This window comes from Colwellia sp. M166 (assembly GCF_024585285.1).
Classification (GTDB): domain Bacteria; phylum Pseudomonadota; class Gammaproteobacteria; order Enterobacterales; family Alteromonadaceae; genus Cognaticolwellia.
Genome location: NZ_CP040755.1, coordinates 1,296,732 through 1,310,982, shown reverse-complemented (window position 1 = coordinate 1,310,982; position 14,251 = coordinate 1,296,732). Strand labels below are relative to the sequence as shown.

The following is a 14,251-nucleotide window of genomic DNA, read 5'->3' as shown; positions in this document are numbered from 1 at the left end:
TGCTCAATAAGCATCACTTTCACGCAACTAGATTTTATTGATCGCAATCGAACATTTAATTGGTAAAGTTAATAAAGCTGATATGATTATTTTAATAGCAGCATGTGCTTCACTGAACAGGAATGATTTCGCTAATGACCGTTAAAAAGTACCTTTTTTTTATCAGCCAGAATTATAGTTTTTCAATTTTGAGACCGATACAAACACAAGCGCTAAACCGCGGCGATAAGGTGGCATGGTTTGTTGAAGGAGATGCCGTTGACAAGGAACTTTTTGATGATGACGAACAACAATTAGCCGATCTTAGTGCGATATTTGTTTTTAGTCCTGACGCAGTATTATATCCTGCTAATAACGCACCGACTTTTCTTCCTGGGATTAATGTTGCTATTTTTCATGGTTTTGATGCCGGTAAATTAGATAAAAAGGGTAATAACGACCATTATAAAGATAGGCGTTGTTTTGATCTTTATTGTACGCAAGGGCCTGAATCAACAAGAGAATTTTTAGCATTACAAGGCTCACCCAAAAAGTTTAATGTCATTGAAACTGGTTGGAGTGCATTAGATAGCTTATTTGCTTCTGATCTTCCTGTGATTTCAAATAATGCAAAACCGACAATATTATTTTGCTCAACATTTTCAAAGCGCTTATGTGCGGCCCCGCACTTATTATCGATAATAAAGCAATTGAGTGAGTCAGGTCGTTGGCGTTGGTTAGTACAATTTCACCCTAAAATGTCGCGAAACATAGTGGATAGTTTTAAAGAAATTGAAAGTGAATATTTGACGTTTGTAGAAACGAGCGATGTTATCCCTCTGTTAAAACAAGCTGACGTTATGGTTTGTGACACATCTTCGGTAATGCTAATGTTTTTATTACAGCACAAACCTGTGGTTACTTTTAAAAATATTAACCCAAAAGCTCATTTATTTGACATTCAAACTCCGGCAGAGCTTGAACAAGCCATAGAATATGTGTTAACACGACCAAAAGCGTTAATGGATTATATTCAAAGCTTTATTAATGAGGTGCATCCATATAACGACGGACTCTCTGCACTGCGGGTTTTAGTTGCAATTGACAAAACAATAGAAGATAAAGCCAGCCTGGCTTCTCACCCAAAAGATTTTATTCGTCAGTTTAAAATGCGTAAAAAACTTAACTATTGGCGTTTTTAGCCTGTAGGTTAATATAATTTATTCTTATGTTGCTGAAAAAAAGTTCTTGTTTTTGAGTAATTCAATAGCTGTTTTAGCAATAAGCTCGGGTGAGATATCCAATATTTGGTCATCATCATTAATATAGTTGCCAGCATTGTTTATCACTGTCACTTGCATACCTTTAGGGCATACGTTGCTAAAGGGGCTTGTACCTTTACTCTGTAGTGCTATGGTTGTAGTTTTTGTTGCTGCCGCGACGTGTAATGGCCCTGAATCCACGGTAATAAGAAGATCCAAGTCAGCAATCGTATCAATGAGTTGAGTTATAGTCGTTTTTCCTGCCAAAGAGTGAGTGTTTACAATGCCTTTTTCTTGGCACAAGCATACTACTTGCTCAGCTTCTGATATTTCTTCTGGTGCACCTAACATATAAAACGAGGTTGTTTTCTGGAGCTGTTGATTCAATAAATAGATCACTTCAGCAGTATGTATTGTGGGATAATGTCGGCTTAATTTGGCTTTACTAACGATACAAAATCCAACTTTTATGCTCTTAATATCAGCTAAAACACTTTGCTTTTTATCGTAATCTAGCTCTACGTCAGGTAAATAAGTGTGTGAGTTTTCACACAGAGCATTACCTAGATAAGCATAGCGGTTGATGTAATGACGGTTGATATCAAGCTTTAATGCTTTATTTAAAAGAGCGTTGCGCATCTCTTTGTTGTAACCAATTAAATTTCTTACACCGCTAATTCGAGCAATAGCAGCATCAATAAAGGTATTAGTCATTAATATGCCAGCATCAAAGCTTTCATTTTTTAAAGACTTAATAAGGGAAATAATCCCTTGTACTTTATTTTTGGGTCTTTCATCAATGACCAGTTGAAACTTTTCACTTCTATTAAACGCTTGTGCTGGAATTGCTCTGATAACCAGTGTGATTTTTGCGTCTGGATAGCTCGTTTCAATAAGTTTAAGTGCAGGTGTACAGTTGATACAATCACCTAAAAATCGAGGCATAAAAACAACAATGTTTTTGAAGGGCTTAATAATATTTGTCATATAACTTTCTTCTTAAGTTAATTCAAAATTACCAACGGATTTTGAAGCTGGAGCGTAAAAACTGGTCGCCTATAGCATCTTCACCTAAGTTTAACTTAACTTCAAAAAAAATGCTTTTTATCGCTTTTGCTATTGATATTTCAACCTCATGAGAGCGTTGATATTGATAAATGGTTGATGGGTTAAATTCTGCTGAACGATATAGCATTGAAAGTTGGTAGCTGCCAATGTTTTGCCAATCGAATCTCATACTCATTGCACTACCGCCTACGCCATCGTCTGATGCTTTCAAATTACCCCACCAATGGCCCATTTTAACTTTGTCGTTTGAGTAACCCTCATCATAGATATGATGTACATACCATGCACTATGAAACTTAGTATATTCAAAGTTCATCGAAGTATTCGTCGTCAAATATGGGACAAACAGACCAAAATTTTGTGCAATATTGCCCAGTTGGTAATTTTGGTACTCTTTGGTATCTTCGCCGGCATATTCCCACGTTAAGCTTAATGGGAAATCAAATGGAGCTATATCAAACTTATTGCTAATTGAGGCTTGTTGGTTGCCAAATTCTTTAGAGCAGTCCTGCAACTCGGTGCCACTTCCGCCACAATTATCACTATTTACAGGATCAGTTATACCATTCCATATGTCTTTTATCGATATATCGTTATCGTCTCCTGCAAACATCAAGGTTCGATTAAAACCTATAGTCCACCAATCAAATGGTTGAAAGCTTAAATGCATAGACATAAGTGCTGGTTTACCTGAAACGGGTGCTCTTTTGGTATCAAACTGTATGCCGCTTTGTCTTTCTAAGACCCCTACAGACATCTCATATTTAATATTCCAATCGGTTAATAGTTCAGGATTACTAACAGTCACATTAAGCGCTGGCTTAGCTTGAGTGGATAATAGTAACGCACCTTCTTGTGTCGGCGATAACCAGTGTTCTCGATAGCCAATATCAACTTGTAATACATCCCAGCCAAAAGAAATGTAGCTATTGTTTGGGATTACTTCACCGTTATACAGTGTGCCACCACCATTTAAAATAAGGTGCTCATTTATTTGCCAAAAGCTGCTTGTTGTTATTTTAAAAGAATCGCCAACATCAAGGGCGCGCTGATTGGCAAGTAAAAAATCATCTTTAAATGAATGACTAATTTGTGCTGAAAAATGCGTGAGTGCTTTCTTTTTTTTGTAGCGTTTTATATAAGCATTTAGCCTTTGATATAAAGTAGGGTGGCTACTTTTAACTTTGTCTAAGTACTTATAGACTGTTGCTGCGTGGTATGGGCGTGTTAAAATCGGTAATTTGGTTATGGTAGCAAGCTTTTCAAGCTCTAATTCAAATAGAGGATCGGTTTTTAAGGGTAAATAGGGAGAAACGCCATTTGCCTGAGCAAAAAATGACATGAGAAAAATTTTGAACAGACATATATAAAGCAGAGGTTTCAACAGAGGGTTTCCTATAATGGGATTTAAAGGCTCTGAGAGAGCCTTTATTTTTAAACTAAAGACTAATTCCAATTCTCTAAGCTTGCTTTACGTTTTGAAAATAAACGTGGTAAAACTAAGCCAAATAATAAGCCGATGCCTAACACGATAGCACCATTAAAAAACCATTGCTTCTTAATATCAGTATCTTGGCTTTTTAACTGTGATTTAGTTTTTGTTAAGTCCATATTGAGTGCTGAAATGCTGTTTTGTAAATCACTACGCTCTGACTTTAGTGCTTCTATTTCATTGGTCGCCTCATCTAATTGACGAGTAATTGTACTTTTCTCTGCTCGAAAACTTGCTAACTGTTCATTGAGATCAGCAATAACAAAACGCATGCCTGGTTTGTTTGATACATACTTGCTTTCAACCCAACCGGTACGATTTTTATCGGTTGTTATCTGACTATAATCATTATCAGACTCACCAGTTACTTGTACTTTCTCACCAGAGTTTACCGTACCCTGTATACGATAATTTTTACCTGCGCCGGTATGTATATAAACAATTAAATCTTCAGAAATATAGCCGGTAGTTGTTACTACATCGGCCTCTTCGGCAAAAGAAAATAAGGACGTACAGCATAATAAAGCAACGAATGTTTGTTTTATGTTCATCATGAAAGAACCAATAGCGCCATTTAAACAAAGAATGGCAAAGATAGTAGGACTTTGCAGGAATGATAGCAAGTGATGTTGCTTAGATTTCTGAGATTTTTGATATAAAATATTAATCATGTAAGATTGAGGTTACTATTTACCGTGTTAGCTCAATAAAATATTGTTGCTACAGAAAATAAGCTTGATTTATAACCAATATTGGAAAAATATGACAACCGAAATAGAGCTTAAATATTTAGTTTTAAGTGATAATGTTGCAACAAAAATCACTCAAATGTTTAATCGTGAAAAAATTCAATTTACCTATCAAGAAAAGCAACTTGCCAATTGTTATTTTGATACTACAGATTTAAACCTGCGAAAACATGACATGGGCTTAAGAGTTCGCCGTTGCAATAACCACATTGAACAAACAATTAAAACAGCAGGGCAAGTTGTTGGTGGCTTGCATAGTCGCCCAGAGTACAATGTTGACATTGAAAGTAATTTTCCTATTTTGACACTTTTCCCAAGTGAAATATGGCAACAAGGCCAATCTGTAAACGCTATTCAAAATGAGCTGATAACATTATTTAGCACTGATTTTATCCGTTGTACTTGGTTGCTCACTGACGTAAGGGGCAATGTTATTGAGTTAGCGTATGATCAGGGCGAAGTTGCCAGTGCTGAGCAAAAATCTGCTATTGATGAAATTGAACTAGAGCTTGTTAAAGGCAACAAAACGGCATTATTTAATTTAGCGTCACTACTTTTTGATGAGCTAGCGCTAAGACCAGGATTAAAAAGCAAAGCGGCGCGAGGTTATGCGCTTTCGCGTGCAGAGCCTTGTGAAGAAAAAATCCAACAAGAGCGTTTTATTTGTCAAGAGCGTAGCGACGCAATTGGCACGGCTTTTACTTCGGGGTTAAGTCGTAGCCTAACCAGCTTACAACAAAATATTGAATATTATTTAGCGAGTGAAACATTAGTTGCTTTGGCGAAGATAGAGGCAAGCTTGGCTGTTATTCGTCATGGTTTTTGGCTGTTTTCAGAATATTTATCTCCTGAAGAGTTATTGATCAGGGCTGAGTTGAGCCATTTTGTTCATTTGTTATCTTGGGTTGATAATGCAATACATTTACAAGAACTTACCAATAAAACCGGTAATTATCGTAAAAAGCTCGACTTCAGTAAACAGTTAATTAAGCAGCTAAAAATTGAAAAACGTCGGTTCCCAAGTACGGATGATATTTGTCAACTCCTGCACAGCGCTAGGTTTAATCAACTACAGCTTAACATATTGCAGCTCTATTTATCACGGGCACAGACACCTGTTTTAGCCGGTAGTGAAGGCGGCAATACGCTGATTAAATTTGCTCAAGATAGAATCCAGTTCAGTTTACGTGAAATAAGTACACAAATGAAAAGTGCTGAGCATTTTACTTGTCAACAATATATAGCCCAAAGCAAACTCTTAAACCGTAGTTTGTTAACGGGGATTTGGTTGGCCGGATTATTTGATTATGATTTACGTGATAAGTTTCGCCGACCGTGGTTAGATTTACAGCAAGGCATAAGCGAATTACAGTCCTTGTGGATTATTCAAATGCAACTAGAGAAACTATCTGAGCCCTCGAAACGACTGGTACAATGGCAAAGTAGTAAAGTCGAAGGCTTGCTGTTAGCGTTAGATAATACCAAAGCGATTGCTACTGAAATGCAGCCTTATTGGCTTGAACCTTTTTAAGCTAAGCCTTTGCAATTTGTGATTGGCTATGTTTTTTATTATTGGCGTGGAGACCGTTATTATTAAATCATATTTTTTGGCTAGAGTTAATGGTAGTGCTTTAGCTTGTTGCTTATTACTGTGCAGCTTAGTTACTTCGGTATGTTTTGCTAAAGTTTACCCACTACCAGCGCCCAATTCGCGGTTAATTGGTGAAATGCAATATCATGAAGTGGTCAAAGGTGATTATTTTCAACAGATTGCCGAAAAATATGATGTTGGTTTTTTGGCCTTGATGGCGGCTAATCCCGGAATCGATCCTTTTCTACCAGCTATAGGGCAACAATTGATTATTCCAAGTCAGATGTTGTTGCCGTATGGTAAACGTGAAGGCATTGTTATTAACTTACCTGAATTACGTTTGTATTACTTTCCAGCCAATAGTGACAAAGTTCATGTTTTTCCTGTCGGTATTGGTCGACAAGGATTAGCCACGCCAAAAACTGTTAGTTACATAGGTGAAAAACGTAAAAATCCTGTTTGGCGTCCAACGGCTGAAATGAAGCAAAGACACTTCGTTGAATATGGAACCAAGCTGGCTGATGAAGTGCCCGCTGGGCCGAATAACCCGTTTGGTCAATATGCTTTGCGTTTAGGTACCAGTGTTTATTTATTGCATGGTTCAAATCGACGTTTTGGCATTGGCATGAGAGCAAGCTCAGGCTGTATTCGTTTGTACGATGATGATATTGAATGGCTTTACCAGCATGTTGAAATTAATACTCCCGTGCGTATTGTCGATCAGGCCATAAAGTTATCTTATGAAGCCAATAAAAAACTATTTGAAGTGCATAGTCCGTTAACGGCAGATGATGGCCGCGTTAGCCAACCTGAAATTAGTAATGCCGTATCTCAATTTATCGGTGATAGCCCTGATAATATGCAGTTGTTATTACAGCAAATAGCAAGCCCTAAAGGTTTAGTTACTAAGTTGGTTAATGATTAACCAGTAGCGTAAAATTCAAAAGCAGATAGAAAAAACACATAAACCAAGGTTTAGTGCTTTCTCTTTCAATACGGCATTTAAACGCTATCAGTGCTATTTTTTATAGCTAGCAACCATATTGTCGATACGGTCGTTGGCTTTTTCTACTGCCATTTTCGTTTCTGCTTGTGCTGAGCTTAAATCATTAACCTCAGTTGATATTGACTTTGTCTGTGAGGTTAAGCTGTCTACTTGCTTTGTTAAGCGGTCTACTTTTTGGCTTAGTTGGGAAATGTTTTCTTCTAATGCCGATGTATTGGCACAGCCACTAATAATGGCAACTAAGGTAATTAGTGTTATTTTTTTTAATAGCATGGTATGTCCCTTATCTTTGATGATATTTTACTTTTTAAAGTGAAAGAAATAATTGCATTAATGAGTATGACATAAAACGCCTATAGCGCCTATAGCGCCTTGTGGTGTCATCGCTTAAGTATGTCAGTTATGCGAAGTTAGGTATTAGTTAAACAAGATGAATTTATTGAGGTAATCACAGCTGTCGGGGCAACTATAATTAATCGTTGTTAATTGCTTAGCAAGCGTTATTTTAGGCTCTTTGTTATGGTATCTAGTTTTTCTTCTAATGTTATCAGCTTTCTACTGATTTCATTATTTTGAGCGATGATTTGAGAATTTTGCATCCTTAACTCTCTGTTTTTGATGTTGGTATCTGCAAAGCCGAATATTTTATTGGCAAATACTGCGCCCATGCCACCAAGTATACCAATACCCAAAATAAACATAATAAAAACGGATGCGCGGCCGGTGAAGGTAATGGGGTAGATATCGCCAAAACCAATGGTGGTTGAGGACATTACCATTAGCCAGATAGCATCAGTGTAATTTTTTATCGGTGAGGCTTCAAGTCCAAGCTCAGCTTGATAAGTTATATAACCTAAAGTTAAATTTAACGTAAAAAATAAAATAAAAGAAGCAATGGCGATAAAGCCATAATTGTAATTTTTTACCCCGAAGCCATCAACGTTATATAAATGACTTTTATCCATGGCTTTTTGCACAATTATCATTTTAATCTCTTACATTATATATCAGTTGATAATAGTTAAGTATTTTAGTCTATGAGTTCATTATCAACATAGTTGATCAAATCATCCATTAATTTTTTCTTAATTTCAAGTTGTTGTTCTGCTTGCAAGTCATATTTTTCTGCAAGTAACTGATAATCTTCAGATGATAAGCTGACCGTTAGTCTTGGACGCTTTGGGCGCTTATTGGTTGGCAGGCCTAAAATATCACGAATCTGCTCTGAGGGGCTAATACCGCCCTCTAATGCTTGCTTTCTGATCGCTAGCTGAATTTTTTCATCCATATCAAAAGCAACTTGTACCGCTTTCACTGCTTTGATGGATGATTGCCATTTTTCAGGTAATTTTCGTGCCACAATTAACTTCCTGGATACATATCGACAATATCTGTCGTTGGTTTAAATAAGGTTAAAAATACTTCAGTATCGCCATCTTGCCATACTTCGATATCAATGCCTTTATCTTGATCCTCATTGTAGAGAGAATACAGTTCAAATTGTTCACCACTGTCTTTCCCCTCATAAGCGGATAAGGCGTCTTTGCGATAATCTTTTCGATGGAAGTAACCTACTTGGGCGAAGCTACTTTGTTGATAAAGTTCACTGCTCCAACCTGAGGTATTATCACTGTCGGCTAAACGGCTTAATTGTGCTTGGCCCGGCTCGTCAAAAATTTCAGCAAATTGCTCAAGATCAAAAAGTGTTTCCACATCTTGATGCAGTATCTTCAGAGAAAACTTCAAGTAAGTTTTATCGTCAACATCTAAGGTTAAGTAAAGTTCAATATCATTACTGCCGAGTAAAACCCATTCAATTTGATTTTTATGTTCAAATTCATAGCTATTAACAGCGCTAACCTGAAACTCTTGCGCTCGTAGCGCCGTTGGTAAACCAAAGCTATCCGACAGTACGATAATGTCACCTAAGGTGAGCGCTTCGACATTATTGAGCTTGCGCTCTTGTGCTGGCTTTTTAAATATGTTTTTGAAAAAACTCACTATTTACTCCTAATGTTCGCGGTGAATTATGCTACAGGTGTAAACTAAAAAACCGCTTAACATCATTGATATTAAGCGGTTATTGGTATTAGTTAATTACTTTTTTTTAGCTTTTAAACGTTCTAGCACTGAATTAGCGCTATTATCACTAGCACCAATCCCCGCTTCTTTAAGTTTAGCTTCTAGTGAAGTATCTGAGTTTTCTGATTCCAGTACCTCAGCGGCCTTCATGCGATCATCAAACTTTTGTTGCTTAGCTTTAATACGTTCTAATGAGTCTTTAGCATTTAATAACTTAGAATTACTTGATGAAAAGTTATCGGTAATTGCTGAAGTTGCTTTTTGTACGCTTTCTGTAGTTTTCACCATAGATAATTGGCGTTTGTATTCAGCAACGTGACGCTCACTCTTTTTCACTAGCTCTTTTAAGCGCTCTGCATTACCTTGAAAACTATCAAGTGCTTGTTGTTGGGTACTTAATTCATTCTCAAGTGTTGAAATTTTTTCGGCAACAGCAAGTGCAAGAGCGTCATCGCCTTTTTCTAGTGCTTGAACGGCATAACCTTCATGTTCAACAATTTCACGTTTGATACGATCAACGTCTCGGCTTGATGACATTTGTTGTGCCATTACGCCGGTTAAATCACGTTTTGCTTGTGTTAAGTGATTTTCTGCATCACGAATTTCTTGTTCAAAAATTCTGGTGGCATTCGAGTCAATAATTGATTCACCTACTTCAGTGGCACCGCCACGAATCGCGGTCATAATTTTTTTAAAAATACTCATAATAATACTCCTAAGGTGGCTGCTTAAACTAAGTAATCACTCATGTCGTCAATAATTTCTAGCGCATTGTTACTTAATACGCCAAGTTCGAGTTCGATGTCATTAAATGTTGAACTAATCGCTAGTGCACCAAAAATAACGTATTTATCACCAATTTTTGAAAATGAAGATAGTGGCATAGGAATGTTCATCTCTAACATACTGACATGCATTTCATTCATCTTATCGGCTTTTACTTCTTCTTCACCCCAGAGGTAAGTGATGCAAATGATTTGATCATCAGTTACCGAAAGAAATATAGGTAATTCTTCACGGCCAAGTACCGTAATTTGTAATACATCAACTTCGCCTGAGATAGGCTGACAGTCAAAAACCATCCCAGTGTCTGATTCGTCGGCCAATGTATTTAGGTAATCAGCTATCTTATGAATATTCATGTTATTCCTCATGCGCTAATAAGTAGCGTAAAAATCAGTATGACTGTTTTTACTTAACGACATAATATGTCGTATTGGGTTAATTTAGCACTCTGACATATTATGTCAAGTGTTGATTTGATTTTTTTATCTTAAGTTATCTTAACTTATTTACAGTTACTGTAAATGGGCATTATTTAAGCCTTGCTGATCTTGCCATGCTTGCTGATGCAATTGATAAATAGCATGGCTGCCAAGGTAATTAATCGGCACCTTGTCACTATCTTGATAAAAATCTTGTGAAAACTCAAAGGCATTGGTTACCAGAGGTAAAGTAAGCCAATGATGAGGGATAGGCAACTCGGTTAAAGCTTTTAATCTTGTTAAAGGTGCCGCGCCCATTTTATTGGCGATAGTCCATCCCCATTCACCAAAGCTTGGCACGTTATCGTGATATTGTTGTACTGTTGAATAACCGGCGGCTTGTACGGTTTTCCCAATGGCAATAAAAGCATTTTTTGCATGATATGGACTTGCTGATTGAATGCCTATTAAGCCATCACCTGCCAATAATTGTTTTAATCGGGCGTAAAAATTTACTGAATAGAGTTTATTGAGATCAGGATGACTTGGGTCGGGTAAATCTACAATAATAGCGTCGAAGGTTTGTTGGTTTTGCAATAGTTGGTCGATGGCAATAAAAGCATCGGCAGAAATGATTTTAACACGCTTGTCGCGTAAACTTGCGGCATTTAACGCTTCAATCGCATCGGCAAGGTCAAGGGGGAGTTTTTCGTGTGGATTTTCAAATATTTGAAGAAGCTCGGTATCTAAATCAACTAAGGTGACTTTTTTCGGTTGCCACTGTAAAACATCTCGAAGCGCTAAACCATCGCCGCCACCAATAATAAGAATATTATCATGGCGCGCTGAGCCCGCTAACACCGGGCTAACTAGATAACTGTGGTAGATAAACTCATCTGAAGATGAAAACTGTAAGCGGCCATTTAAATAAAAATTAATAATGTTACCTTGACTAGCACCCATATTTCGCTGAGTAAAGGTCAGTTGCTGATAGCGAGTTTTGTCGCTATAAACGACTTTGTCGAGGTATAGTAAATTACTCATTTGACTTAGCCAACCGTTACCAAATTGATAAATTGCCATGATCATTACCAACAATACAGCATGAGCAGTAAGTAAAGTTTTTCGCCAAGTCAGTTTTTGCCAATAATAAAGAATAAAAACACTGCCGGCGACAAGATTTAACGCTGCAGTTAATGCACTGGCTTTGCTAATATCGATGGCGAGTAAAAACATCACCCAAATGGCAGCACCGATGCCCGCGCCGACATAATCCGCGCCGTAAATAGTACCCAGATTATTTTTCAGGTGCTTTTGATGTATTTCTTCTCGGATGCGGGCAATAAGCGGTATTTCCATACCGATAAAAAAACCTAAAATTAAACCGAAAAAATATGGGCTATTAAAGGCGATAAAACTTAATTGTTTGAACAGGCCGCCCCGAGGATAAGCATCAGGCGGTAAGTTGAACATAGTGCCTAATACTTCAGGAAAGGTCTGCGTTAGGGCGATTAAACCGCCAATAATAAGAATGGAACTACTACCCAGAAAAGCAATAATAAGCTCTAACCAGACAAAACCATTAAAAGCACATTGAATTTTGCGTGCGGCAAATGCACCCAAACCCATAGCGACAATCATCAGGCCAATCATCGCATATATGGTGCTTTCCATGATACCCAAAACTCTGCCGGCGTAATGAGAGAGCAGGTATTCATATATAAGTCCACAACCGGCCAAAACAGCCATAGTTAAAATCAGGAGCACATCGTCCCACAGCCGATTTTTGTTGCTTACCATGAATATTCCTAGTTTGTTTTAAAAAATTGCGATAAAAAAATTCAAGCTCCAATTGATAAAGCTTGAATTTTACGGCTGCAGCTTACCTTGGCAATTACGACATCAGGGCTGTTAAAATAAGCGCGATAGAAATGCTGATCGCCATCTCTACACTGGCAACACCAATATTATGCTGTTGATCGACTTCTTCCACTAGGTTAATACCCATAAGCACGAGGCGCTTAGCAATTGATGTTAGAGCGGCAACCAATAACGTCATCACCATACCGAACACCAACCAACCCACTAAGTTAATGAGTAATGTGTCTGGGCTATAAGTTAAAAAGTGGCTGGCCGCTGTGACGGCTAAGGCGGTACTAATAACTTGTCCTGCATAGCGAATAGCCAACGCCATTTGACCTTCAGCAAAAGCATTTTGCATGCTGCTGTTTTGATTGTTGGCAGCATATTGACGCTCTTTAATGCGAGTGACTAATACCAGCATCGCCTGTGAAACAATGAAGCCTGCTGCAATTGCGGTAAAAGTATTAATGTCTAAACCATAAACCCAAAGTAGTACCGCGCGAATAATAATGGCGGTAGCAATAGCGCCAGAGGCATCGACAATACCGACAGTAATATTACGCGCTTTTATTTGTGCATTTTTATCGATTTGGTTTAAGGCAAATCGATCATGAAATACACGACCAATTTTAATGAGTATTAAGCCAAAAATACCGTAACTGGCCATACCGATAGCTTCCATTAAATAGCTTTCAGCGTTTTCGCCGGTAATGGCACCGGTTAGGACAATACCCAGTGCAGCAACACTCCCTGCAACACTGATACCAAAAGCAAAGTTATCTTCTTTAGCCAGTTCGTCAGTTGAATTTACTTTCGCTGATAAACCACTAATAAAGCGCATGGCACCCAGTAATATAATGGCAATGGTAATATCTATAGCTAAGAAAATCAGTAGCTCTTGATTCAGGCCGGTTATTTCAATAAATGTATTCATATTTATCCCTACTTTCCACGTCTAAAGCTACGTGAGGTTGTACTTTTACTGTTTCTGAAACTAGCATTTTTGGCACTTTTGCTTGATTTTGCATAAGCGCTTTTATTACTTGCTTTGCTAGTAAATCGATTGGCACTGGTTTGTGCGCTTTTACTTTGGCTAGAGATACTTGAAGCGCCAGTTCTATTTTTACTGTAAGCACTAGTATATTTTTGGCCACGGCTTTCAAATGATTTTTTGGTGCGAGTATCTAAGTCAGTTTGTTTGTTTAGCTGACTTGGTGAGCTATAGCGCTTGCGACCGTAGTCATTGTAATAACTATAGTTTCGGCTACGGCCCCAATCATTGTAGCTTGTACGACGAGAGCCAAATAAATCGCCCATCATTGAGTACATGCCATACCAAGCCCAAAACGACATACCATTAGAGCCAGTAGTCCAATTACCGTAAGCGGGATTACCAATAAGTTGTTCACCAGTACCAAAATCCTGCGCTTTATTGGCGGCAAGGCTTTGTGCTTTTGACAAGGCATTAACGCGCGGTAATGTGCCTTCAGACATATCAGCTAAAACATTAAGCGGATCGCTCAATGCATCTGAATATAAAACCGGATCAGCGGCTTGATAAAGATTTAATAACTCATCATAAAGCGCTTGAGAATCTTTAAACATTTGCGGCTGTTTTTTTACTGTATTAAGTCGATCAACTAAAGCAAGATACATTGGCCCTTGGGTCCCCGCGTCTTTTAAAAATTCATCGATTAAAGGTTTATAGTCAGGTTTATCTTTTAGTAATCTGTCTGCGTATTGACTAATTAAATTAGCATTACGTACTTGGCCGTTATCGAGGGCTTGAGCAAGCAATTCAATACGTTGTTCAGTGAGTGGAATTTGCTGGGTAATTTGCTCTTTTATTGGATCTCCACAAGCGGAGAGTAAGAACATCAGCAAGATTATAATTGATTTTAGTGGCTGCATTTCTGCCATAGTGTCCTCAAAAATGCTATGGTTATCATTCATT

At 37.8% G+C, this 14,251-nt stretch carries 15 protein-coding genes; 3 read left to right on the top strand and 12 right to left on the bottom strand.

Translation table 11 applies throughout. The annotated features are described in order from the left end of the window. Positions 1 to 134 precede the first annotated feature (134 nt). Positions 135 to 1,181, top strand: coding sequence for a CDP-glycerol glycerophosphotransferase family protein (locus FGD67_RS05905; protein WP_257174123.1), 1,047 nt, complete (start codon positions 135 to 137; stop codon positions 1,179 to 1,181). Between the two features lie 24 nt (positions 1,182 to 1,205). Here FGD67_RS05905 and FGD67_RS05900 read toward each other — a convergent pair whose 3' ends face one another. From FGD67_RS05900 to FGD67_RS05890, 3 genes are all read right to left on the bottom strand, one after another. Further along, the gene (locus FGD67_RS05900) at positions 1,206 to 2,228 is read right to left on the bottom strand and encodes a glycosyltransferase family 9 protein (RefSeq protein ID WP_257174122.1); all 1,023 of its coding nucleotides are present in this window, start codon (positions 2,226 to 2,228) and stop codon (positions 1,206 to 1,208) included. Between the two features lie 28 nt (positions 2,229 to 2,256). Beyond that, positions 2,257 to 3,651 (bottom strand): capsule assembly Wzi family protein, encoded by a 1,395-nt coding sequence (locus FGD67_RS05895; protein ID WP_257174121.1) that lies wholly within the window; start codon positions 3,649 to 3,651, stop codon positions 2,257 to 2,259. A 104-nt stretch (positions 3,652 to 3,755) separates the two neighbouring features. After that, positions 3,756 to 4,355: a TIGR04211 family SH3 domain-containing protein gene (locus FGD67_RS05890; RefSeq protein WP_257174120.1), complete on the bottom strand. Its 600-nt coding sequence runs from the start codon at positions 4,353 to 4,355 to the stop codon at positions 3,756 to 3,758. A gap of 208 nt (positions 4,356 to 4,563) precedes the next feature. On the opposite strand from FGD67_RS05890, the gene FGD67_RS05885 reads away from it, so the two are divergent. Then, positions 4,564 to 6,081 carry a CYTH domain-containing protein gene (locus tag FGD67_RS05885; RefSeq protein WP_257174119.1) on the top strand — a complete coding sequence of 506 codons (1,518 nt, stop codon included), beginning with the start codon at positions 4,564 to 4,566 and terminating at the stop codon, positions 6,079 to 6,081. A gap of 28 nt (positions 6,082 to 6,109) precedes the next feature. Beyond that, a complete protein-coding gene (locus tag FGD67_RS05880; RefSeq protein WP_257174118.1) occupies positions 6,110 to 7,066 on the top strand; it encodes a L,D-transpeptidase family protein in 957 nt (318 codons plus the stop codon). A 93-nt stretch (positions 7,067 to 7,159) separates the two neighbouring features. On the opposite strand, the gene FGD67_RS05875 is transcribed toward FGD67_RS05880, so the two are convergent. From FGD67_RS05875 to FGD67_RS05835, 9 genes are all read right to left on the bottom strand, one after another. Beyond that, positions 7,160 to 7,420: an Lpp/OprI family alanine-zipper lipoprotein gene (locus FGD67_RS05875; protein WP_257174117.1), complete on the bottom strand. Its 261-nt coding sequence runs from the start codon at positions 7,418 to 7,420 to the stop codon at positions 7,160 to 7,162. Between the two features lie 227 nt (positions 7,421 to 7,647). Beyond that, positions 7,648 to 8,133 (bottom strand): potassium channel family protein, encoded by a 486-nt coding sequence (locus FGD67_RS05870; protein ID WP_257174116.1) that lies wholly within the window; start codon positions 8,131 to 8,133, stop codon positions 7,648 to 7,650. A 44-nt stretch (positions 8,134 to 8,177) separates the two neighbouring features. After that, on the bottom strand, positions 8,178 to 8,507 hold the full coding sequence (locus FGD67_RS05865) for a hypothetical protein (protein ID WP_257174115.1): 330 nt from the start codon (positions 8,505 to 8,507) through the stop codon (positions 8,178 to 8,180). A gap of 2 nt (positions 8,508 to 8,509) precedes the next feature. Further along, on the bottom strand, positions 8,510 to 9,148 hold the full coding sequence (locus FGD67_RS05860; protein WP_257174114.1) for a hypothetical protein: 639 nt from the start codon (positions 9,146 to 9,148) through the stop codon (positions 8,510 to 8,512). A gap of 96 nt (positions 9,149 to 9,244) precedes the next feature. Continuing rightward, the gene (locus FGD67_RS05855; RefSeq protein ID WP_257174113.1) at positions 9,245 to 9,934 is read right to left on the bottom strand and encodes a PspA/IM30 family protein; all 690 of its coding nucleotides are present in this window, start codon (positions 9,932 to 9,934) and stop codon (positions 9,245 to 9,247) included. Between the two features lie 23 nt (positions 9,935 to 9,957). Then, on the bottom strand, positions 9,958 to 10,371 hold the full coding sequence (locus tag FGD67_RS05850) for a YjfI family protein (protein ID WP_257174112.1): 414 nt from the start codon (positions 10,369 to 10,371) through the stop codon (positions 9,958 to 9,960). 156 nt (positions 10,372 to 10,527) lie between these two features. Next, positions 10,528 to 12,234, bottom strand: coding sequence for a polyamine aminopropyltransferase (locus FGD67_RS05845; protein WP_257174111.1), 1,707 nt, complete (start codon positions 12,232 to 12,234; stop codon positions 10,528 to 10,530). 94 nt (positions 12,235 to 12,328) lie between these two features. Next, positions 12,329 to 13,231 carry a DUF350 domain-containing protein gene (locus tag FGD67_RS05840; RefSeq protein ID WP_257174110.1) on the bottom strand — a complete coding sequence of 301 codons (903 nt, stop codon included), beginning with the start codon at positions 13,229 to 13,231 and terminating at the stop codon, positions 12,329 to 12,331. Between the two features lie 8 nt (positions 13,232 to 13,239). Then, a complete protein-coding gene (locus FGD67_RS05835) occupies positions 13,240 to 14,250 on the bottom strand; it encodes a hypothetical protein (protein WP_373567848.1) in 1,011 nt (336 codons plus the stop codon). Between the last annotated feature and the right edge of the window lies 1 nt (position 14,251).